The organism is Arthrobacter sp. E70 (genome assembly GCF_058266945.1).
Window position 1 is genome coordinate 214272 of sequence record NZ_JBYQFR010000001.1, and the last position, 22443, is coordinate 236714.

Genomic DNA, 22443 nt, shown 5'->3' on the forward strand with positions numbered 1-22443 from the left:
CCAAACGGCGGGGACCCGACCTATTTAAGGCTCTACGCGTAGGCGTTGACCAGGCGCACCGCGCCTCCGTCCACACCCTTGGCGCCCTGCACGTAATCCGGGCCGGACTTCAGGATGGAGTCCGAATCCTCGGTGACCGTGCCCATGATCCAGGACGGCAGCCCGCGTTCGTTCAAACGCGCGACGGCGGCATCGGCGGCTTCGGGGGACACGATGGCCACCATGCCCACGCCCAGGTTCAGGGTGCGTTCGAGGTCCGCCAGCGGAACGTTGCCCAGTTCGGACACCAGCTTGAAGATGGCCGGCAGTTCCCAGGTGGCGCGGTCCACGGTTGCCACCAGCCCCTGCGGGAGGACGCGTGCCAGGTTGGCGGCCAGCCCGCCGCCGGTGACGTGGCTGAAGCCGTGGACAGCAGCGCCGGAGTTCACCGGGAAGGTGCGGGCGAGGTCCAGGCAGTCGGCGGCGTAGACGCGGGTGGGCTCCAGGAGTTCCTCACCCAGGGTGCGGCCCAGCTCGGAGACCTGGCGGTCCAGTGCCCACCCGGCGTGGTTGATCACGCGGCGGACCAGGGAGTAGCCGTTGGAGTGCAGGCCGGAGGAGGCCATGCCGATCACCACGTCGCCGGCGCGGACGCGGTCCGGTCCCAGCAGGGCGTCGGCTTCCACGACGCCGGTGGCGGCACCGGCAACGTCGTATTCGTGCTCGCCCAGCAGCCCGGGGTGCTCGGCGGTTTCGCCGCCGACCAGTGCCGTGCCGGCGACGGAGCAGGCCGAGGCGATGCCGCGGACAATACCGGCGATGCGCTCGGGCACCACCTTGCCGCAGGCAATGTAGTCAGTCATGTACAGCGGCTCGGCACCCACCACCACGATGTCGTCCACCACCATCCCCACCAGGTCGAACCCGATCGTGTCGTGGATGTCCATGGCCTGGGCAATGGCCACCTTGGTGCCCACGCCGTCCGTGGACGTGGCCAGCAGGGGCTTCTTGTACGTCAGCAGCTTGGAGACGTCGTAGAGGCCGGCGAAGCCGCCCACCCCGCCGATCACCGAGGAGTTGTGGGTTGCCTTGACAGCATCCTTCATGAGCTCGACGGCGCGGTCCCCGGCTTCAACGTCCACGCCTGCGGAGGCGTAGGTGATGCCGGAGTTCTCTGCGGCGGGGGTAGCGGAAGTCATACGGAGTCCTTCTTGTCGGCGCTGGTGGCGGCGTGTACGTCGGGCACGAGGTCGGCTTCGGTCAGCAGGTTCTCGAATTCGGAGTCCGGCCCGGGGTCGCAGCCCGTGGCACCGGCCTTCTCGGCAGGATCCTCGGTGGCGTCAACGGCCAGGGCGGCGGTCTCGCCGGGCAGCGCTGAGGGCGAGGGCTTCAGGCCGCCCAGGTCGGTCCGCTCCAGCAGGTTCTTGCCCAGCTTGTCGGCGTCCGGGAGCTTGATGGGGTACTTGCCCGTGAAGCAGGCCGTGCAGAGGCGTTCCCGCGGCTGCCGGGTGGCACCGATCATGCCGTCCTCGGAGATGTAGGCCAGCGAATCGGCGCCGATGGCCTGGGAGATCTCCTCGATGGTGGCACCGTTGGCGATGAGCTCAGCCCGGGAGGCGAAGTCGATGCCGTAAAAGCACGGCCACTGGACGGGCGGGGAGGAAATCTTTACGTGGACGGCGGCGGCGCCCGCCTCGCGAAGCATCCGGACGATGGCGCGCTGGGTGTTGCCGCGGACGATGGAATCATCGACCACCACCACGCGCTTGCCACGGATCACGGACTCGAGCGCGTTGAGCTTGAGCCGGATGCCCAGCTGGCGCAGGGTCTGCGAGGGCTGGATGAACGTGCGGCCCACGTACGAGTTCTTGACGAAGCCATGGGCGAAGGGGATGCCGGATTCCTCGGCATACCCCACCGCTGCTGGGGTGCCGGACTCCGGCACGGGAATGACGATGTCTGCCGCCTGGGTGTTTTCCCGGGCCAACTGCCGGCCCATCTCCACGCGGGACTCGTATACGGAGCGGCCCGCAATGGCTGCGTCCGGGCGCGCCAGGTAGACGTACTCAAAGACGCAGCCGGCAGGTGTCGGGTCCGCGAAGCGCTTGGAGCGAACGCCCTCTTCATCGATGGCAATGAATTCGCCGGGCTCGATCTCGCGGATGAAGCTGGCGCCGACGGTGGCGAGTGCGGACTGCTCCGAGGCGACAACCCAGCCCCGCTCCAGCCGGCCCAGGACCAGCGGGCGGATGCCGAAAGTGTCACGTGCGGCGTAGAGGGTGCCTTCGTCCATGAAGACGAAGCAGAACCCGCCCTTGATCTTGGGCAGCAGTTCGGTGGCGGTCTCTTCGAGGGTCTTGCCCGGCTCGCCCTCCAGCAGTGCGGTGACCAGGGCTGTGTCCGAGGTGTTGCCCTGCTTCATCTCACCGGTCAGGTTGCCGCCGTTGCGCTCCTGGATCATCGCGTTCAGTTCGACGGTATTGGTGAGGTTGCCATTGTGGGCCAGCGCCACGGTCCCGGTGGCGGTGGCGCCCAGCGTGGGCTGGGCGTTGGCCCAGTGGCTGGCGCCGGTGGTGGAATACCGGCAGTGGCCTACGGCCAGGTGCCCGGTCAGGGTGTTCAGCGTGGTCTCGTCGAAGACCTGGGATACGAGTCCCATGTCCTTGTAGACATTGATCCGCTTGCCGTCGCTGGTGGCTATACCAGCCGACTCCTGGCCACGGTGCTGCAGAGCGTACAGCCCGTAATAGGTAAGTTTTGCTACTTCTTCGCCTGGTGCCCAGACGCCGAAGACGCCGCAAGCGTCCTGCGGGCCTTTTTCGCCGGGGAGAAGATCATGGGAAAGTTTTCCATCGCCGCGTGCCACTGGTCGATTATCTCATGACATGCGGTATGACTTTTGCGGCCGCCGGTTTGTGACCCGCTACGGCTGGGGATCGGTGTCCGGCTCCGAATCGGGAACCGCTTCCACCACGGCTCGCTGCTGCCGCTTGACGCTGCGGCGGTCCAAGGCCAGGGCAAGCACGGCGCCCAGGATTGCCCCGGCAGCGCCAAACATCACCATGAAGAAACCGAAGACTGCGCCGGGGTCGAAGCTTGCGTCACCCGGCAACGCGTAGGCCACCACGGCGGCAGCGGCCACACCTACCAGGGCCCCGAGGACCAAAAACGGGACGTATTTCGGCGCCCGGCGGACGCTCACCTCGCGCCGTTCGGCGGCGTGTTCTTCAAAAGCCATGCCATCCAGCCTACTGCCACCGGGCAGGACGGTGAGACTGATGCGGCTCTGTTCTGCAACTGATATATCTATTGACAGGAAGTATGGCCGCTGACATATTTCTTGTAGCAGTATGTGCGCCTTGTTGTGTATTACGCAATCGTGCCGGGTCGTCGTGTCCGGGCGCCGGCATCCTCGAACAGGTGCGTCAGCTAGATTGGCACAAGCCGCCGACTCACCGGCCTGCCTGCTCACGGGAATGCCAGGTCCAGGAAAGGAACGCAGAACAATGGTCCATAAGGTTCAAGCAGTCATCGTCCGGGAGAAAGACGCCCCGGTAACGCTGGAGACCATCCTGGTCCCGGATCCGGGCCCGGGGGAGGCCTTGGTGGACATCCTGACCTGCGGTGTCTGCCACACGGACCTGCATTACAAGCAGGGCGGCATCGGCGATGACTTCCCCTACCTGCTGGGCCACGAGGCCACCGGCGTTGTCAGCGCCGTCGGCCCGGATGTCACCTCCGTGGCGCCCGGCGACCGCGTGATCCTGAACTGGCGCGCGGTGTGCGGGCAGTGCCGCGCGTGTGCCAAGGGCCAGCCCCAGTACTGCTTCAACACCCACAACGCCACCCAGAAGATGACCCTCGAGGACGGCACCGAACTCTCCCCGGCGCTGGGCATCGGCGCGTTCGCGGAGAAGACCCTGGTGGCCGCCGGGCAGTGCACCAAGGTGGACCCCGAAGCTGACGCCGCCGCCGTTGGCCTCCTGGGCTGCGGCATCATGGCCGGCATCGGCGCCGCGATCAACACCGGTGAAGTCAAGCGTGGCGAGTCCGTGGCCGTGATCGGCTGCGGCGGCGTGGGCATCGCCGCGATCGCAGGGGCCAAGCTGGCGGGCGCGACGACGGTCATCGCCGTTGACATCGACGACAACAAGATCGACATGGCCAAGTCCCTCGGCGCCACCCACGGCGTGAACTCCAAGCAGGAAGACGCCGTCGAGGCCATCCGCGCCCTCACCGGAGGCCACGGCGCGGACGTCGTGATTGACGCCGTCGGCCGTCCCGAAACGTACCAGCAGGCCTTCTACGCCCGTGACCTTGCCGGCCGCGTGGTCCTGGTGGGCGTTCCCACGCCGGAAATGAAGCTGGAACTGCCGCTGCTGGACGTCTTCGGCAGGGGCGGATCGCTGAAGTCCTCCTGGTACGGCGACTGCCTGCCCTCCCGTGACTTCCCCATGCTGGTGTCGCACTACAAGCAGGGCAACCTGGACCTGGACGCCTTCGTGTCCGAACGCATCACCATCGACCAGGTGGAGGAGGCCTTCGACAAGATGCACGGGGGCAAGGTCCTGCGTTCGGTGGTGGAAATCTGATGGCGGTCACCATCGAGAACCTGGTCACCTCGGGAACGTTTTCGCTCGACGGCGGCACCTGGGACGTGGACAACAACGTCTGGATCGTTGGCAACGATGAGGAATGCGTGGTCATCGACGCGCCCCACGACGCCGCCGCGATCATCAACCAGGCCAAGGGCCGCAAGGTCAAAGCCATCCTGCTCACGCACGCGCACAACGACCACATCGGTGCCGCACGCGAGGTCGCCGACACCCTGGGCGCCCCGGTCTACCTGAACCAGGAGGACCTGGTCCTGTGGGAGCAGGTCTACCCGGATGCCAAGCCGGACCGCTACCACTCGGATGGCGACGTGTTCGAGGTGGGCGGGGCAACGCTGCGTGCCATCCATACGCCGGGGCACTCGCCCGGGTCCACCTGCTTCTACCTGGAAAGCGAAGGAACGGTCTTCACCGGGGACACGCTGTTCAACGGCGGTCCGGGTGCCACGGGACGGTCCTACAGCGACTACCCGACCATCCTGAAATCCATCCGCGAACGGCTGCTCACGCTGCCTGCGGAAACGGTAGTTCGCACCGGCCACGGAGACAGCACTACCATCGCGGCGGAGCAGGAAACGCTGGCGAAGGTCCCGCAGTAGCCAAAGCCCACAGCATCAGAGTGTGCCAGGAAGGGCGCGCCGGGACGTCCTGGCGCGCCCTTCCTGCCGATTGAAGAAATCCGTGCCCGTAAGGAAGTTGGAACGATGAAGTTCGGTAAGCAGCCCGCACCCGTTGCGGACATCAACGAGGACAAGCTCGAGGTCCACAAGCCCAAGACCGAGGCCGCGGGCGTCAAGGCCGTTATGGTGGCCCTGGAGCGCGCTGTAGCGCAGGCGGGTGTGGCCCGCACGGCCCATTCGTTGCTCCGCCTCAACCAGCGCGGCGGGTTCGACTGCCCGGGCTGTGCCTGGCCGGAATCGGACAAGAAGCGCAAGACGGCCGAGTTCTGCGAGAACGGGGCCAAGGCGGTGGCGGAGGAGAACACCCTGCGCACCGTGGGGGCTGACTTCTGGGCCAGGCACTCGATCGCGGAGCTGTCCACGAAGACGGAGTACTGGCTGGGCAACCAGGGCCGGCTTTCCGAGCCGGTGGTGATCCGGGAGGGTGAGACGCACTATTCGCCGATTTCCTGGAATGACGCGTTCGAGCTGATAGGTGAGCACATCCGGGCCAGCACCCCGGACCGGTGCGTGTTCTACACGTCGGGCCGCACTGCCAACGAGACCGCCTTCCTGTACCAGCTGTTCGCCCGGTCGCTGGGCACCAACAACTTGCCGGACTGCTCCAACATGTGCCACGAGTCGTCCGGTTCGGCCTTGAACCCGACCATTGGCGTTGGCAAGGGCACGGTGTCCCTGGATGACATCCACGACGCCGAGCTGATCTTTGTGGTGGGACAGAACCCGGGCACCAACCACCCGCGCATGCTGTCCGCGCTGAAGGAATGCAAGGACAAGGGCGGCAAGGTGGTGGCCGTGAACCCGCTGCCCGAGGCCGGGCTGTTCAACTTCCGGGACCCCCAGACCCTCTCCGGCGTGGTGGGCGGGGGAACGCCGCTGGCCGACGAGTACCTGCAGATCAAGGTGGGCGGCGACCTGGCGCTGTTCCAGGCGCTCGGCCACCTGCTGCTGGAAGCCGAGGAGCAAAACCCGGGGACCGTCGTCGATCATTCCTTCATTGCCGCCCAGACGGACGGGTTCGACGCCTACAAGGAGGCCCGCCGCACCCTCGACTGGGACGAGACGGAGAAGGCCACCGGCCTGACCCGCGCACAGATCGAGAAGGTTGCCGGGATGCTGGTGGCCTCCAAGGCGTCGATCTTCTGCTGGGCCCTTGGCGTGACCCAGCAGCCGCACTCGGTGGACACCATCAAGGAAATGGTTAACGTCCTGCTGTTGCAGGGCAACTTCGGCAAGCCAGGCGCCGGCGCGTGCCCGGTCCGCGGGCACTCGAACGTGCAGGGCGACCGGACCATGGGCATCTGGGAGAAGCCCAAGGAATGGCTCCTCACAGCCCTGGACAACGAATTCGGCATCACCTCCCCGCGGCACCACGGGTTTGACGCGGTGGAGTCGATGGAGGCGTTTGAACGCGACGAGGTGGACGTGTTCGTCTCGATGGGCGGCAACTTCTCGCTGGCCTGCTCGGACACCGAGGCCCTTGAAGCCGGGATGCAGCGGATCGGCCTGACCGTGCACATCAGCACCAAACCCAACCGGTCCCACATCGTGCACGGCCGGACGTCGCTGATCCTGCCCACCCTGGGCCGGACGGACAAGGACGACAAACACCCCAAGGGCGCACAGTTCCTGTCCGTGGAGGACTCCATGTCGGTGGTCCACTCCACGCAGGGGCGGCTGACCCCGGTCTCCGATCACCTGCTCGCCGAGCCCGTGATCGTGGCACGGATGGCCGAGGCCACCTTCGGCCCGGAGCACCCCGTCGACTGGCGGGGCATGGCCGAGGACTACGACGTGATCCGCGACCACATCGCCCGCGTCCTGCCCGGCTTTGAGGACTTCAATGCCCGAGTCCGGACCAAAAACGGCTTCGTGCTGCCCAACCCGCCCCGCGACACCCGGTCCTTCGCCACGGACATCGGCCGTGGCCGGTTCACGGTCAGCCCGCTGGAGTACCTGACCCCGCCGCTGGGGCACCTGGTGCTGCAGACCATCCGCAGCCACGACCAGTACAACACCACGTTCTACGGCCTGGACGACCGCTACCGCGGCATCTCCGATGGCCGCCGGGTGATCCTGATCCACCCCGAGGACCTGGCCGAATCCGGCTTCCAGGACCGGGAGCTCGTGGACGTGGTCAGCACCTTCCAGGGCGTGGACCGCCGCGCGGACAAGTTCCGCCTGGTGGCCTACCCGACCGCGAAGGGCTGCGCCGCCGCTTACTTCCCCGAAGCCAACGCGCTGGTCCACAAGGAGAACGTGGCCCGCGTGTCCAACACCCCCGGCTTCAAGGCAATGTTCGTCCGGTTCGAACCGCATAAGGGCGGGGAAGCGGCGGCCGAAGAGCCTGCAGGAGAGCTGGAGCCGGCCACCGTGTAGGGTGGCGCGACAGAGCGCCCCCGCGTCCGCGGCTGGATGACAGCGGGAAGGCGGGGGCGCTCTTCTGTCGTTACGGCCTAAACAGGGTTGTTTCCGTCGGGCTCGGCTTCCGGATCCAGCTCCTTGCCATAACCGCTGGCAGAGGCCAGCCCCGACACCTGCTGGCCGGCATTCGTTTGACCGGGAGCAAACTGCCCGGCCTGTGCGTCCTGGGCTTCCCCCTCCGACCCGGGTGCGACATCCTGCCGCAGGTGCTCGTCGGAAGGAATGTTCTTGGATACCTCTTCATCAGCCATGCCAACAGCCAAACACTTGGGTCATAACGGCGGCAAGGGGTAAACGTGGGCCGCGTTCCGGCCATGCTTCCGGCATACAGTCCGCCCAGTACAACCGCGGGGCACGTCCATGACAGACCGGGGTCCCGCCGATGTCATGCCGGAGCATGCAGGAAGCGCTCCAGTGCTGCTTCCCCCGGCGATGGCCCGATGTAACAAAAGTCCGGGGTGCCGCCGGGTGGCCTTCCGGGCGGTCCCACTATCCGTTTGAGCCACTGGGGCCACCAGGGTGGTTCCCAGTCCTGGTGTTCGGATGCGTAGTAACGGCCGGTGGGTGAGGCCCAGCCGGGTGGTTCGTTTTTGCCGGCCAGGGTGGGTGTCCAGCCGGTGGTGTGCCGGAGCCGGTGGTGTTTTCGGCAGGGTTGTCCCAGGTTGGAGATCCCGGTGGTGCCGCCGTTGTGCCAGGCGAGGAGATGGTCGGCGTCGTTGTCCAGGGAGTTGTTGCTGCACCCGGGGAACGGACATTTGCCGTCCCGCAGCCGCAGCCAGGCCCGCATCGCTTTAGTGACCCGGTAGCTGGTCCGCCCGATCTCCAGCGGCGCCCCGTCCCGCGGATCCACCAGCACCCGGTAGAACGAGTCGGCGCCGTTAGCGACCAGTTGCCGGGCCATCGACGCCGGGATCGGCCCGTAGCCGCCCAGCATGGCCGGTTCGTCCGTCACTCCCGTCAGCGAGCATACCGGGACGGTGACCAGGACCTGGGCCCGGATCAGCGGCGATGGGACATGTGCTGCTTCACCGGCACCGGCCGCGGTACCGCTGCCCAGGATCGCGTCAGTGAAGTTGTCAGCGCGCAGCTGGGCCAGGGTGCGGGGCTCATCCGGGCCCTGCATGCTCCGGGCGGTGGCGGTGAGCCGGTTCCAGCCCGCCAGCGCCCGGTCCGCGGGCAGATACGCGGAGAGCCAGGCCATGCCGTCCTGGTCCGGCCGGAACTCCACCCGCCGGTCCGCCACGGACTTGACGTGCCGTTTTTCGATGCTCTCGGCGTGGTGGCGTTCCCGCCACGTCCGGGCCTTGGCCTTGAACCGGTGCGCCGGCATCTGCCCTGCCGGGCAGCCCCTCGCAGGGTCCGGGGCATCCGGGTCGAGAAAATGCGCCTCCAACGCGGAGGCTCCGGCGGCATCAAGGCTTACTGTTTCATCGACCATGGCCAGGGCGTGCTGCCAGGACAGGTCCCCGGCCTGGAGCGCCGACAGAGTCATTGGCAGCGTGGTGGCAAGGGCGTGGGACGCGGCCAGGAACGACCCCGCAGCCCGCGGCCCCAGGGCCAGCACGCACCCGATCTCGGCCGCGACCGCCATCTCCTGCGCCTGCACCGGCGCATCCGGCCCGGCAACCGCATGGGCGCTTTCCGCGTACTTCACTGCGGCCTTCGCCTTCAGCGCAGCGAACCCGCCTTCCACCTCGCGAGCCCCGGCAAGAACGTCCAGGCAGCCGTCCGCGAGCCCCGCCAACGGATCAACCAACGAGAACGGCTCGGGACCGCACCCCTCGACCTCGGCATGAAGCACAGCAAGGGCAGCAAGGATATCCGCATATGCCTCGGCCACCGCTGCTTTCCCCATGAACTAATCATCGGGGGAGGGTCTGACATTAAGAGGAGCGCCGGACCTTTCACCGGCAGGGGAGATCGGAGCTAAACGACTGCCCCGTCATGGAGCTGCACCCGACGGGAACGGCGGGGGAGGCGCCACGCCCAGTACGCAATCATGAGTCCTGCCGTCGCTGCCCCTCCCGCGTATGTCGAGGGCGAGGACCACGACCCTTCGGGGGTGGGGACGGCAAAGGCAACCACGACGGCAGCCACGGCCAGGACGACCTCCACGGCCGCCTGCAGCGGCCTCGCCTGGTATTCAGGGTAGGCCAGCCGGACCAGGGGGATGACCGGGAGCAGGAACAAGCCGGGGCTGAAGACCGGATAGATCACGTTGAACGTGAAGATGGCCAGGCCCAGCACCAGCAGGGCCAGAAACTTCAGCAGGTTTAAAGCCCGGAGCGGTTTCTCCGGCGTCCACCGGCTCAGCAGCAGCCCCCACGCGGGAAGCCCGAGGAGCCAGCCGCCTGCCCAGAAGCCGACGTTCAACAGTGCCAGCGGCACGAGCAGGGCGCCTGGCAGCAGGAACGCTGCCGTCTGCCGGAGGGACGGCACCTTTCCGGGCGGCCCGAAGATGCACATCCCGATCAGCAGGTACGCCGCCACATACCAAGGCAGCAGCTGGATCACGGACCCAGGAGCAGGAGCAGGAGCAGGAGCAGGAGGACCGAGGGACGGGCCGAACAACAGGAGCGTCAGCGAGGTCACCATCAAGCAGACCGCGGCGAACGTCCAAGGGCGGCGGCCCGGGCGCTGCTGGATCACGGCAGCGACGTCAGAATGTCATGAGGCCACTCCCTGGTCAGCACGTCGTCCAGCTCCGCGTCCGGGCTGGACACGCAGTAGGGGGTATGGTCCACGTTGAGGACAGCCAAATTCACCGGCACCGCGAACAGCCCCCAAGGCTGGATCCTGTTAGCCAGGTACCCGGTAAGTTTCAGGTCGGCGTACTCAGGCGCGTTCCACACGTTGCAGGCGTGCTGGAGGTCATTGGGGTGGATGGCAATCCAAACTCCGAACCGGAACTCATGGCCACCCTGCAGCCTGACAGGAAGAAGGGCGCGGACGAAAGGACTGATATTTGGGATTTGCATGAGCGTGGCCTTGGCGGGATCCGGGTCGCTTAGCCAACTGTCCTCAGCCCGGTGCTGGTCCGGGCTTTCCAAGACCGGATCGGGGAGGCGGAACCGGACGTCCCTATCGTGAGCCGCCATTGCTTCGCCGCACATCCCGCACGTGCGCTTCTTGCCGAACATCATGCATTCCCCCAATGCGTAGTTACTGACGGGAGTCTACGTCCCCGTTTGCACACCAGGTCGTCGCCATTCCGCGCACAACAAAAAAGTGGTTGGGCCTGCCGGTCTCAAGCAGGCCCAACCACCCAGTGGCGGGGGCAGGTCAGCCGCGGATGCGCTCCATGCCCGGGTCGACCAGCGGTTCGGCGGTGACAGTCGCCGCCACCCGGCGCCCGAAGTACTCGATCTCCACGGCGTCCCCAATCTCGACGGCGGCAGGCAGCCAGGCGTAGGCGATCGGCTTGCGCACGGTGTAGCCGTAAGCGGCACTTGTCACGTACCCGGCAGCCGAACCGTTCACGTACACGGGTTCCTTGCCCAGCACGACTGATGTGCCGTCGTCGACCGTCAGGCAGCGCAGCGCACGCGTGGCGGGCTGCTCCTTGCGCTTCACCAGGGCCTCGGCACCAACGAACCCGGTCTTGTCCTTGGCCACGGAGAAGCCCAGGCCGCACTCGTACGGGTGGTGCTCGGACGTCATGTCCGTGCCCCACAGCCGGTAGCCCTTCTCAAGCCGCATGCTGTTGAACGCGCCGCGGCCGGCGGCGACGATGCCGTGCTCCTGGCCCGCCTCGAACAGCAGGTCCCAGAGCTTCAGCCCATACTCGGCGGTGGTGTACAGCTCCCAGCCGAGTTCGCCCACGTAGGAGAGCCGCATGGCCGTGACAGGAATGCCGCCCACGGTGATTTCCTTGGTCCGGAAGTACTTCAAGCCGTCATTGCTCAGGTCGTCGGTGCTGACCTTGCCGATGACCTCACGGGCCAGCGGACCCCACAGGCCGATGCAGCACGTGCTGCCGGTGATGTCGGTGACATGGACCCACTGGGCGGGGTCGTTGGCGGACTGCCGGCGGGCCTCCACCCGGAGGTAGTCGAAGTCCACGTTGCTGTTGACGCCCAGCTGGAACTCCTCCTCCGCGAGCCTGGCCACGGTCACGTCACTGCGGATGCCGCCGTCGTGCTCCAGCAGCAGGCAGTACGTCACGGCGCCGGGCTTCTTGGCGATATTGCCGGTGCTGAGCCTGTGCAGCAGCGCCTGCGCGCCCGGACCCACCACGGAGAGCCGCTTCAGCGGCGTCATGTCGAAGAGTCCGACGGCGGTACGCGTCTTCCACGCTTCGGCGGCGGAAATGGGGGAGTGGAACATGGCGGACCACTCGTCCCGCTCCGGCGCCTGCCACTCCGCCGGCAGTTCCGCCAGGAGCCCGCGGTTGGCTTCGAACCAGTGCGGACGCTCCCAGGCTGCCGATTCCAGGAAGAACGCGCCGAGCTCCTTCTGGCGGACATTGAAGGGGCTGACGCGCAGGTCCCGCGGGGACTCCCTGGGCTGCAGCGGGTGCATCACGTCGTAGATCTCCACGAAGTTCTGCTGCGAGGTTTCGCTGACGTAGGAGTCGGAGGTCTGCACCTTCTCGAAGCGGGTCAGCTCGCAGCCGTGCAGGTCGGTCTGCGGCTGGCCATCGATGAGGAGTTCCGCCATGGCTTTGGCAACACCGGCGGAGTGCGTCACCCAGACAGCCTCGGCCACGAAGAAGCCCCCAAGGTCCGGTGCCTCTCCCATCAGCGGGCCACCGTCCGGGGTGAAGGAGAAGATGCCGTTGAACGCGTCATTGATCTGGGTTGAATGCAGCGCGGAAAGCAGGTCCTGGCAGTCCTCCCAGGCAGGGGCGAAGTCCTCCAGGGTGAAGTCCAGCCGTGACGGCATGTTCTGGTCCGACATCTCGGCAGCGCCTACCCGGGGCAGCCTGTCCATATCCACGGGCAGGGGGCGGTGGGCGTAGCTGCCGATGCCGATCCGGTTGCCGTGCTCACGGAAGTACAGGTCCCGGTCCTGGTATCGCAGGATGGGCTTGCTGGCCCCGTTGGGCAGTTCGTTGACGCCGCGCAGCGCTTCCACCGGGGTGGTCTTGGCGTACTGGTGCGCCAGCGGCAGCAGCGGTACGCTCAGCCCGATCATCTTGCCCAGCTCGCGGCCCCAGAACCCGGCGCAGGACACCACGATGTCAGCCGGGATCACGCCGTCGGACGTTTGCACACCGGTGACCTTGCCGCCGGCCTGCTCGATGCCCGTCACCGCCGTGGAGCCGCGGAAGGTCACGCCGGCTGCCTTGGCCTTGCTGATGAGGAGCTGTACCGCGCGTGCCGCGGAGGCCAGGCCGTCCGAAGGGACGTAGAGGCCGCCCAGGACGCTCCGGCCGTCCGCCAGGGAACCCGGGTTCAGCAGCGGCCAGAGCTTTTCGCATTCGTCCGCGTCGATCAGCCGCCCCTCAACACCCCAGGACGTGGCGTAACCCAGCTTGCGCTTCAGGTCCTCGAGCCGGGTCTCGGTGGTGGCCAGTTCCAGGCCGCCAAGCTGGTTGAAGCAAGAGACGCCCTCCGCGCTGAGGGAGAGCAGCTTGTTCACGGTGTAGGTGGCGAACTCCGTCATGGTCTTGGACGGGTTGGTCTGGAACACCAGGCCGGGCGCGTGCGAGGTGGAGCCGCCGGCGAGTTCCAGCGGCCCCTGTTCGACCACGGTGATGTTGGTCCAGCCGCGGCTGGAAAGCTCGTCGGCGAGGTTGGTGCCGACGATGCCGGCTCCGATGATGACGACGCGGGGTGAAGCGCTCATAATTCCTGGTTCTCCTGGTTGGGTGCTGGGATCCGGCTGTGCGGAAATTTTGGGTCTAGACGTGTCCGTGGACAGTCAGCCCGGGCGGCAGGTTGGGTGCGTCGGTGGATTCATTGACCATGATCACACCGTCGACGACGGTCACCTCGTGGGAGCGGACCGGCAGTTTGGCCGGCGGTGCGTCAACACTTCCATCCCGAAGGTTGAACTTGGATGCATGCAGGGGGCACTCCACCCAGCAGTCCTCAACCCAGCCATCGGCCAGGGAGGCGTCCTGGTGGGTGCAGGTGTCGTCGAGGGCGAAGAGTTCGCCCTCTTCGGTGTGGAATACCGCGATCGGCGGGGAGGTGTTGAGCCGCAGGGCTTCACCTGGTGCCAGTTCGCTGAGCGGGCATGCCTGGTGCATGGGGAGTACCTCAAGTCTTCTGAGCGGGTGCGTCTATGCCGTGATGCTGCTTTGCTTCGCTATGAGCAACGCGCATCGCTATATGCAACACGGTGGCGTAGCTCACATCAGATGTCAAGGGTTTCCTCCATTGTTGCGGCCGCCCTGCGCACTGTGTCGGCAATCCTGTGCCGGCGCCCGGTGGTTGGACGCCGCACTGGGTGCTGGGCGCAGCAAAGAGGCCTCCGCCGCTGGATGCGGCGAAGGCCTCTTGTTCTTGCGGGTGTCAGTGGGAGAAGTCTGCTGAAATCTCGGCGAGGGTGCGCCCCTTCGTCTCGGGCGCGAGCCATTGCGAGAGGCCTGCGCCGAGTAATGCAACGGCGGCAGCTATGACCATGGTTGCGCCCATGCCGATGTTGGCGATCGCCCATGGCAGGGCGAAGGTGCCGAGTGCGGCCCCGATGCGGCTGAAGGACGCGGCGAAGCCCATGCCGACGCCGCGCAGGTGGCCGGGGAATACCTCGGCCGGATAGACCTGGGTCATCGTGGTGTAGCCGGCATTGAAGAAGGAGAAGGCGAGAAACAGGACGAGTACGAGGATCGCTGGTGCGTTCCCCCATACTCCGATGACCAGCAGGATGCCCGCGCAGAGCCACTGCCCGGGCACAGTGAGGATTCGGCGGCCGAGCCTGTCAATCAGAAGCACGCTGGTGATAACGCCCGCGACCGCAAGTGCGGACAGGCCGACTCCACCGGCCCAGCCGCCGCCGAAGCCGAATTGGTTGAGCACCTCGTCGGCGAAGGTCGCGATCGCGAAGTACGGAGTGACCGCGCAGAACCAAAAACCCGCAGTGAAGAGGGTGGCGCGCCAGTACTGCGTCGAGAACAGCATTCCGAAGGAGGCGTTCTTGATCTTGGTCCCACTCTCCGCGGCTTGGGCCTCCTGGATCATCCTCAGATCCATCTCTCCGGTGATGCTGTCGTGCATCTGGGGCGATTCGACGTATCTGCGTGCGATCGCGAGTGCTTCCTTGTGCCGTCCCTTCGTAATGAGCCAGCTCGGCGATTCGGGGAGGCCCATGCGGGCGAGGAACAGAACGAATGCCAGTACCGTGCTCGTGCCGAGTACCAGGCGCCATGGGGTGCCGGCGTCGTGCAGGAGCGTGCCGATGATGAATGCCATCATGAAACCGACGTACCAGGCGATCAGGGTCAGCCCGAGCAACCGCCCGCGGAGCTTGGGTGGGGAGAACTCTGACAGCAGTGGCCCACCGATTGAGTACTCACCGCCGATCGCGACGCCCATCATGAATCGGATGATGGCCAGCTGGATCACGGCGCCGTCTCCAGAGGTTACGAAGAACTGGGCCGCTGAGGCGGCCAGGAACAGGCCCATGTCCACGAGGAACATGGGCTTGCGTCCGAACTTGTCAGTAGCCCAGCCGGCCAGCGGGGAGCCGACGAAGATACCAGCTAGCGGGCCTGCAGCGATCATGCCCAGCGATAGTGCGTCGAGCTGGAGATCTGACCGCATGGATCCGGTGACGGGGCCGATGATTCCGAGGATGTAACCATCGAGGAACATCCCGCCGATGAAGACAGCAACAAGCCGCACCATGAAGCGGCGTTTGAACGTGGAGCTGGTCTCTTCTGAGGCCTCGTGGGCGTTGGGAGATGACGTCGTCGTCGCTCCCAGGTTCCGGCGCTCCCCACTGCTTTGATCGATGGTGCTGCCACCTTTGGTTGTCATAAACAGTTTCCTTTAGTGATTTAACGCCGCAGCATGCATGCTGGCAACGCCGTACGGCCAATGCGCGAACAAGGGCTCCCCTTCGGCTCGGCCATGGGTGAATTCGTTCGTATGTTCCGGGAATCATCACTGCGAAAGTCCGGGGGGACGAGAGGAGCTTTTCCCGGGTGAACCTCGTTCCGTGATGATCAACAGCGTTCGCTTTATGCAACAAAATCGTGCGCCAGCTCACACCCAAAGTCAAGAACATGACCTCCTGCCGAGGAAGTATGTAAGCGTCCTTGCTTTCAGGTCCAGGGCATGCCGGAAGCCCCACCCGTTCGGATAGGGAGACGGCCACAATCTGTCGCTGCGCGCGGCGGTTCCGTGGGTTTGGCACCTTTCTTTAGGCGGGGATGGCGGCTGCCGGGCCTGGCCTGGCCAGCCGTTCCCGGCCCGTGTAGACATTGAGGCTGTGGCCGCGGTTGAATCCCACCAGCGTCACGCCGGTTTCGGCGGCGAGGTCGGCCGCCAGGCTCGAGGGGGCACTGACCGCGGACAGGACAGGGATTCCGGCCAGGGCGGCCTTCTGCACAAGCTCGAACGAGGCCCTGCCCGAGACCTGGAGGACCGTGCCGCGGAGCGGCAGCAGCCCCTCGCGGAGCGCCCAGCCCACCACCTTGTCCACGGCGTTATGCCGCCCCACGTCCTCGCGCAGGCACAACAGTTCCGGTTCCGGTCCGTCCACCCGGAACAGGCCGGCCGCGTGCACGCCGCCGGTCTTGTCGAACACCGCCTGGGCCTCCCTGAGCCGTTCCGGCAGCCCTGCAAGCATGTCAAGCGGTATCTGGACAGCGTCCTGCGACGGGTCGAAGTGCTGGGTCTTCCGGACGGCGTCGATGGATTCCGTGCCGCAAATACCGCACGAACTCGAGGTGTACACGTTCCGCTTGGTATCCGGGAGGGGCACGTCCGGACGGAGCTGGGCATCGACGACGTTGAATGTCTGCTCGCCCTCCCGGGTGCCGGCGCAGAAGCGCAGGGAGGTCAACTCCGGCGCCTGGCGGACCACTCCCTCGGACACCAGGAAGCCCGCGACCAGGTCGAAGTCTTCCCCCGGCGTGCGCATTGTCACCGCGAAGGAGTTGCCGTTGAGGCGGATCTCGAGGGGTTCTTCCGCGGCGAGTACGTCCTCCTTGAACCGGACCGGATACTCGGTGCCGGCGTCATCGAGGCGGAAGCGGTGGATCTTCCGGCGTTGGGTCATGCGTGCCATACGGTGTTCCGTCCTTGCGCCGGGGTCGTTCTGATGGTTTCTGCTTGGGCGGTCCAGGGCAGCGGGAGGACGGTAACGGGTTCGCCCGAGTCGACCCCCTGCGGAGGTACGGCCATGACGGCGTCCGCCCACGCAAGGCCCCGCATCATCCCCGGGCCGGCGTGCTGGACGGGGAAGGCAAGGCCGGACAGGAACCGGCAGGGGAGCAGGCGTGTCCGTCCCTTGTCCCCTTCGATGTCGCAGCCGGACATCACCAGGTGCATCGGAGGCAGCTGCCCGCCCCCAAGCGATGCCAGCAGGGGTGCCCCGAGGCTGAGCATCGCCATCATGGCTGCCAAGGGATTGCCGGGGAGCCCGATCACGAACCGCCCGTCGGGAAGCCCGGCGAGCACCGCCGGATGGCCGGGACGCATCGCGATGCCGTCCACAAGCAGCTGTCCGCCCAGGGCGTCCACCGCCGTACGGAGGTGGTCGGTGCCGGATTTCCCGGTGCCCCCGGTGGTGATGACGACATCTGCGCGCCCTCCCGGGGACGTCGCCGGGCCGTCCAGGGCGTCCAGCCACTCGCCGAAGGAGTCGCCAATCCGATGCGGGCTGCCGGCCACACCGCCCAGCAGGGACACCACGTTTCCGAGCTGGGGACCAAACGTGTCGCGGACCTGCCCGGGCACCGGAAGGCCGTGTGTGACCACTTCAGCCCCGGTAAGTACGACGGCGACAGCGGCCCGGGCGCGTACCTGCAGGGTGTCGTGCCCTGCCGCCGCAGCCAGGGCCACATGGGCCGGGTTGAGGACGGTCCCGGCCGGCAGGAGCACTTCCCCGGAGCGGGCTTCCTGCCCGGCCGGGCGGATGTGCTGGCCGGCGCCCGGCTCTCCGGGCTTTGCATCCGGGCGGAGCGTGAGGACGTGGTTGCCGTTGGGGTCCCGTGTGGCCAGGCCGCTTTCCTTCCGGAGGACGGCGTCGGCCCCGTGTGGCACCAGGCCGCCGGTGGCAATCCCGGCGGCACTGTTCGCGGGCAGGAACCGGCCGGCTGCGTTGGGCGGCGGCACATGCTGGCCGGATCCCGCCAGCAGCCAGGGACCCGGACCGTTCACGGCCCAGCCGTCCATGGCGGACGAGGCGTAGTGCGGCAGGTCCTGGCGGGCCGTGACGTCCCGGGTCAAGGTCCGCCCCAGGGCTTCAGCGAGCGGGACGGCGACGGGCGGGAGCGGACCGGCGGAGCCGAAGGCTATGTGGCGCGCTTCGGACCACGGGACGCAGCCCCGTTCCGGGACGGGATCCGCTCCGGCTGCGCTCGTGGAAGCGGTGGCTGTCAGTCCATTGGCAGGCATCCGGGCCCCCTCCTTGTCGATGTGCCGGCACCATGCCGGCGGCGGGGCCCCGTTTTCCGTAAGCGGTGCTTCGATGAGGAATACCTCCCCAGGTCTTAGGCCCATCGAAGCACCTTTTACGGAAAACGGGACACCCGTTTTGCTAACGCTGTGTCTTCCCTAGCCCGCGGCTTCCAGGACCTGGGCCTCGAGGGCACCGGATCCCACAGGCTGCGCCTGCAGCGGCAGGGAAGACGACTGGCGGCGGGCAGCCTCCACGGTGTGCAGGAGCAGCAGCGCCGTCGTGACGGACCCGACGCCGCCGGGCACCGGCGTGAGCGCTGCTGCCGTGCCGGTGACGCTGGCTTCATCCACGTCACCCACGAGTGAACCGTCGGGAAGGACGTTCGTGCCGACGTCGACCACCACAGTCCCGGAGGAGACGTGGCTGCCGGTCAGCAGCCCGGCACGCCCGGCGGCCACCACCACGACGTCGGCGTCCTTCGTGTATCGCTCCAAGGGGCCCGACCTGGAATGGCAGACCGTCACCGCGGCGTCGCGCCCCAGCAGCAGGAGGGACAGCGGCTTGCCCACCACGGCGGAGCGGCCAACGACCACCACGCCTTTGCCCGCCACGGGCACCTGGTAATGGTCCAGGATTTCGACGACGGCGCGGGCGGTGGCGGGCGCGAAGGCCGGCTGCCCGACGGCGAGGCGTCCCAGGCTCAGGGGATTGGCGCCGTCGATGTCCTTTTCCGGGGCGATGAGGCCCACCAGGCTGTCGGTCCGGACGCCCGGCGGCAGCGGGGTTTGCAGGATGATGCCGTTCACTGACGGTTCGGCGCTGAGGTCCCGCAGCACGCTGGCGAGCACCGGTTCCGTGGCGTCGTGGCCCAGGTCGATGATCCGGCACCCGACGCCGGCGCGCTCCGCTGCCCGCTCAATGGAGCGGACGTACCAGTGCGTGGACTCGTCGGCGGTGGCCATGACCACGGCCACGACTGCCCGGACGCCGTCCAGTTCAAGCGATCGGACCTGCTCCTGGACCTCCTGTTGGAACAGGCCGGCCAGGGGTTTTCCGGAAAACACTGCGGTGTTCAACCAAGGATCCTTTCCCGGACGCGGGCCGAAAGGGCGTCTGCCGCCATGACCACTTTTTCCTCAATGCCGTCCGTCTGCCCGGCCAGCAGGCTGCGGGCTTCGGGGTCTTTGATGGCCACCACGTTGATGTCGATGTTGACGCGTGCCGTTGTTGCCGCTGCGCGCGCGGCATCGGCTGCTGCTGCCACGTCGCTGATGACGTTGGCGTTGGCCACGTCGAACAGTTCCGTCGCGAGGTCCACCACCGACCCTGCCACCGTGATGAGCTCCGCCGGGGTCTGCGCCGCCTGGGTGAGAGCGGACTGGATCCCCGCGGCGCGGGCGGCCTTGAGCTCCTCCGTGTCGGAGGGGAGCTTGTAGGAATCGATGACTGCCTGGAAGGCATGTTCGTCCGCGTCAGCCAGGCGGAGTGCCTCAACGACGAGGTCGGCGGCGGCCTGGGTGATGCGCTGCACCAGCGGGGCGTGTTGTTCGTACTTGTCGCCTGTGGTGTAGCGCGCCACCATGGCCACCAGGGCGGCGCCCTGGGCGGCATGGAGTGCGGCGGCGGCTCCGCCACCCGGCGTCGGCTGCTTCGCGGCCAGCCGTGCGAGGTAGCTTGCGATTGTTTCTGAGCTGATCATGGCCCTCTACCCGCGGAGCCTGGTCATGGTGGGGTCGTACAGGGGGTCCTGGGTGACCGTGGCCACGATCCGGCGCCCGAAGTACTCGATCTCCACGGAGTCGCCGATGGACACCTCGGCGGGCAGGTAGGAGTAGGCGATGGGCTTCTTGACCGTGTAGCCGTACGCTGCGCTGGTGACGTAGCCGACCGCCTGGTCCTTGTAGAACACCGGTTCCTTGCCCAGCACCAGGCTGCGGCCGTCGTCGACCGTCAGGCAGCGCAGGCGGCGTGCCGAGTTCTCCTCGGTGCGGCCTTCCAGGGCCGCCTTTCCGACGAAGTTGTCCTTGGCCATCTTGACGGCGAAGCCCAGGCCTGCCTCGAAGGGGTCGTGCTCGGTGGTCATGTCCGTGCCCCAGGAGCGGTAGCCCTTCTCCAGGCGGAGCGAGCTGAATGCCGCACGGCCGGCGGCGATGACGCCGAACGGCTGGCCGGCCTTCCACAGCGCATCCCAAAGGCGCTGGCCGTTGTCCGCGCTGGTGTACAGTTCCCAGCCGAGCTCGCCAACGTAGGACAGGCGCATGGCGGTGACCGGGACTCCGCCGATGACCACCTTCTTGGAACGGAAGTACTTCAGGCCGTCGTTGGAGAAGTCGTCACTGCTGACAGTGCTGACGAGGTCGCGGGCGAGCGGGCCCCACAGGCCGATGCAGCAGGTGCCGCCGGTGGTGTCGCGGACCTGGACCCAGTCTCCGGCGCTGCCGCTTTCGGTCTGGTGCCGGGCGGCGCGTTCGAAGTAGGCGGTGTCGATGTTGCCGTTGGCGCCCAGCTGGAAGGTCTGCTCATCCAGGCGGGCCACGGTGATGTCGCTTCGGACACCGCCGGCGTGGTCCAGCAGCAGCGTGTAGGTCACGGCGCCCGGCTTCTTGTTCAGGTCCGCGGTGGTGAGTTCCTGCAGCAGCTTCAGTGCGCCGGGTCCGGAGATTTCGAGGCGCTTGAGCGGGGTCATGTCGTACATGGCGACGGCGGTACGAGTCTTCCATGCCTCGGCCGCGGCGATGGGGGAGCTGAACATGCCGGACCAGGCATCGCGGGCCGGCGGCTGCCAGTCGGCCGGCATCTCCTTGAGCAGGTCAGCGTTCGCCTCGAACCAGTAGGGCCGTTCCCAGCCGGCGCCTTCCAGGAAGTAGCCGCCCAGTTCCCTGTGCCGGGCGTGGAAGGGTGAAACGCGCAGGTTTCGCGGGGAGAGCTTGGGCTGCAGCGGGTGCAGGACGTCGTAGATCTCCACGAAGTTCTGCTGCGAGGTCTCACTGACGTACTCCGGGGTCAGCTGGACATCCTCGAAACGGTGGATGTCGCAGTCGCCCAGGTCGATGGAGGACTTGCCGTCCACGAGGAGCTCGGCGACGGCGCGGGCGATGCCGGCGGAGTGGGTGACCCACACTGCCTCAGCCACGAAGAAGCCGTCCAGTTCCTTGGACTCGCCAACCAGGGAGCCGCCGTCGGGGGTGAAGGAGAAGATGCCGTTGAAGCCGTCCTCAATCTCGCTTTCGCGCAGGGCCGGGAGCAACTGCTTGGTCGCTTCCCACGCGGGCAGGAAGTCCTCCACCGTGAAGTCCAGCCGGGAGGGCATGTTGTGCTCGCTGATCTCGTTCGGCTTGAAGCTGCCGAGTTCGTCCAGGTCCACGGGCATGGGCTTGTGGGCGTAGGAGCCGATGCCGTAGCGGTCGCCGTGCTCGCGGTAGTAGAGGTCCTGGTCCTGGTGCCGGAGGATGGGCAGCTGCGCACCGTTCGGCAGCTCGTTCTTGCCCTGCTGCGCCGGAACCGGGGTGGTCTTGACGTACTGGTGTGCGAGCGGCAGGAGCGGCACGGACATGCCGATCAGCTCGCCGACCTTGGCGCCCCAGAAACCGGCGCAGGAGACAACGATGTCGGCCGGGATCACGCCGTCGGGTGTCTGGACGCCGGTGACGCGGCGGCCGGACTGTTCGATGCCGGTGACCTCGGTGTTGCCGATGTACTTGACGCCGGCGGCCTCGGTGCGCTTGATCAGCAGCTGGACGGCGCGGGCGGCGCTGGCGAGTCCGTCGCTGGGGACGTGCAGGCCGCCGAGGATTTCGTCCTCGTTAATAAGGGGGTAGAGCTCCTTGCATTCCGCGGCGGAGAGGATGGAACCCTCGATGCCCCACGCGGAGGCGTAACCGAGCTTGCGCTTGAGGTCGGCGAGGCGGGTTTCGGTGGTGGCAACCTCCAGGCCGCCCACCTGGTTGAAGCAGCTGACGCCGTCCTCGGTCAGGGACAGCAGCTTCTCAACGGTGTACTTGGCAAAAAGTGCCATGGACTTGGAGGGGTTGGTCTGGAAGACCAGGCCCGGGGCGTGGGACGTGGAGCCCCCGGGCATGTTGAGCGGGCCCTGGTCCAGGACGGTGATGTTGTTCCAGCCCCGGGTGACGAGTTCGTCCGCCAGGTTCGTACCGACGATCCCGGCTCCGATGATGACAATGCGTGGCGACGATTCCATAGGGGTCTCTCCTGCTGCTTTACGTGTTGTGTCT

General features: G+C 66.9%; 18 protein-coding genes. 3 read left to right on the forward strand and 15 right to left on the reverse strand.

Translation table 11 applies throughout. The features are described 5' to 3' along the window. Positions 1–32 precede the first annotated feature (32 nt). From purM to AC3IMC_RS01005, 3 genes are read right to left on the reverse strand one after another with little or no spacing between them, the layout of a single operon-like run. A complete protein-coding gene (purM, locus tag AC3IMC_RS00995) occupies positions 33–1178 on the reverse strand; it encodes a phosphoribosylformylglycinamidine cyclo-ligase (RefSeq protein WP_490916560.1) in 1146 nt (381 codons plus the stop codon). Continuing rightward, positions 1175–2845: an amidophosphoribosyltransferase gene (gene purF, locus AC3IMC_RS01000; RefSeq protein WP_490916561.1), complete on the reverse strand. Its 1671-nt coding sequence runs from the start codon at positions 2843–2845 to the stop codon at positions 1175–1177. The genes purM and purF overlap by 4 nt, the downstream gene beginning before the upstream one ends. Positions 2846–2902: 57 nt before the next feature. Continuing rightward, positions 2903–3217, reverse strand: coding sequence for a hypothetical protein (locus tag AC3IMC_RS01005; RefSeq protein ID WP_490916562.1), 315 nt, complete (start codon positions 3215–3217; stop codon positions 2903–2905). 268 nt (positions 3218–3485) lie between these two features. Between AC3IMC_RS01005 and AC3IMC_RS01010 the strand changes: the two genes are divergently transcribed. The 3 genes from AC3IMC_RS01010 (at position 3486) to AC3IMC_RS01020 (ending at position 7651) form a co-directional block, all read left to right on the forward strand. Continuing rightward, the gene (locus AC3IMC_RS01010; RefSeq protein WP_490916563.1) at positions 3486–4571 is read left to right on the forward strand and encodes an S-(hydroxymethyl)mycothiol dehydrogenase; all 1086 of its coding nucleotides are present in this window, start codon (positions 3486–3488) and stop codon (positions 4569–4571) included. Next, positions 4571–5191 (forward strand): MBL fold metallo-hydrolase, encoded by a 621-nt coding sequence (locus tag AC3IMC_RS01015; RefSeq protein WP_490916564.1) that lies wholly within the window; start codon positions 4571–4573, stop codon positions 5189–5191. The genes AC3IMC_RS01010 and AC3IMC_RS01015 overlap by 1 nt, the downstream gene beginning before the upstream one ends. Positions 5192–5296: 105 nt before the next feature. Further along, positions 5297–7651 carry an FdhF/YdeP family oxidoreductase gene (locus tag AC3IMC_RS01020; RefSeq protein WP_490916565.1) on the forward strand — a complete coding sequence of 785 codons (2355 nt, stop codon included), beginning with the start codon at positions 5297–5299 and terminating at the stop codon, positions 7649–7651. Between the two features lie 77 nt (positions 7652–7728). Here AC3IMC_RS01020 and AC3IMC_RS01025 read toward each other — a convergent pair whose 3' ends face one another. The 12 genes from AC3IMC_RS01025 to AC3IMC_RS01080 form a co-directional block, all read right to left on the reverse strand. Further along, positions 7729–7947 carry a hypothetical protein gene (locus tag AC3IMC_RS01025; RefSeq protein ID WP_490916567.1) on the reverse strand — a complete coding sequence of 73 codons (219 nt, stop codon included), beginning with the start codon at positions 7945–7947 and terminating at the stop codon, positions 7729–7731. Between the two features lie 134 nt (positions 7948–8081). Then, positions 8082–9551: an HNH endonuclease signature motif containing protein gene (locus AC3IMC_RS01030; RefSeq protein WP_490916568.1), complete on the reverse strand. Its 1470-nt coding sequence runs from the start codon at positions 9549–9551 to the stop codon at positions 8082–8084. Between the two features lie 71 nt (positions 9552–9622). Further along, on the reverse strand, positions 9623–10345 hold the full coding sequence (locus AC3IMC_RS01035) for a hypothetical protein (RefSeq protein WP_490916569.1): 723 nt from the start codon (positions 10343–10345) through the stop codon (positions 9623–9625). Beyond that, positions 10342–10839 carry a DUF2199 domain-containing protein gene (locus AC3IMC_RS01040; protein WP_490916570.1) on the reverse strand — a complete coding sequence of 166 codons (498 nt, stop codon included), beginning with the start codon at positions 10837–10839 and terminating at the stop codon, positions 10342–10344. Before AC3IMC_RS01040 ends, AC3IMC_RS01035 begins: the two co-directional genes overlap by 4 nt. 139 nt (positions 10840–10978) lie before the next feature. Beyond that, positions 10979–13486, reverse strand: coding sequence for a GcvT family protein (locus AC3IMC_RS01045; RefSeq protein WP_490916571.1), 2508 nt, complete (start codon positions 13484–13486; stop codon positions 10979–10981). Positions 13487–13541: 55 nt separating this feature from the next. Next, positions 13542–13892, reverse strand: a complete 351-nt coding sequence (locus tag AC3IMC_RS01050) for a bifunctional 3-phenylpropionate/cinnamic acid dioxygenase ferredoxin subunit (RefSeq protein ID WP_490916572.1) — start codon at positions 13890–13892, stop codon at positions 13542–13544. A gap of 265 nt (positions 13893–14157) precedes the next feature. Further along, entirely contained in the window at positions 14158–15621 is a 1464-nt protein-coding gene (locus AC3IMC_RS01055) for an MFS transporter (RefSeq protein WP_490916573.1), read from the reverse strand. 385 nt (positions 15622–16006) lie between these two features. After that, positions 16007–16876: a formate dehydrogenase accessory sulfurtransferase FdhD gene (gene fdhD / locus AC3IMC_RS01060; RefSeq protein WP_490916574.1), complete on the reverse strand. Its 870-nt coding sequence runs from the start codon at positions 16874–16876 to the stop codon at positions 16007–16009. Then, positions 16864–18207: a molybdopterin molybdotransferase MoeA gene (locus AC3IMC_RS01065; RefSeq protein WP_490916575.1), complete on the reverse strand. Its 1344-nt coding sequence runs from the start codon at positions 18205–18207 to the stop codon at positions 16864–16866. Before AC3IMC_RS01065 ends, fdhD begins: the two co-directional genes overlap by 13 nt. 159 nt (positions 18208–18366) lie before the next feature. Beyond that, on the reverse strand, positions 18367–19287 hold the full coding sequence (locus AC3IMC_RS01070) for a bifunctional 5,10-methylenetetrahydrofolate dehydrogenase/5,10-methenyltetrahydrofolate cyclohydrolase (RefSeq protein WP_490916576.1): 921 nt from the start codon (positions 19285–19287) through the stop codon (positions 18367–18369). Further along, positions 19284–19910, reverse strand: coding sequence for a cyclodeaminase/cyclohydrolase family protein (locus tag AC3IMC_RS01075; protein WP_490916577.1), 627 nt, complete (start codon positions 19908–19910; stop codon positions 19284–19286). The genes AC3IMC_RS01070 and AC3IMC_RS01075 overlap by 4 nt, the downstream gene beginning before the upstream one ends. 6 nt (positions 19911–19916) lie before the next feature. Next, the gene (locus tag AC3IMC_RS01080) at positions 19917–22409 is read right to left on the reverse strand and encodes a GcvT family protein (RefSeq protein ID WP_490916578.1); all 2493 of its coding nucleotides are present in this window, start codon (positions 22407–22409) and stop codon (positions 19917–19919) included. Positions 22410–22443: the final 34 nt, after the last annotated feature.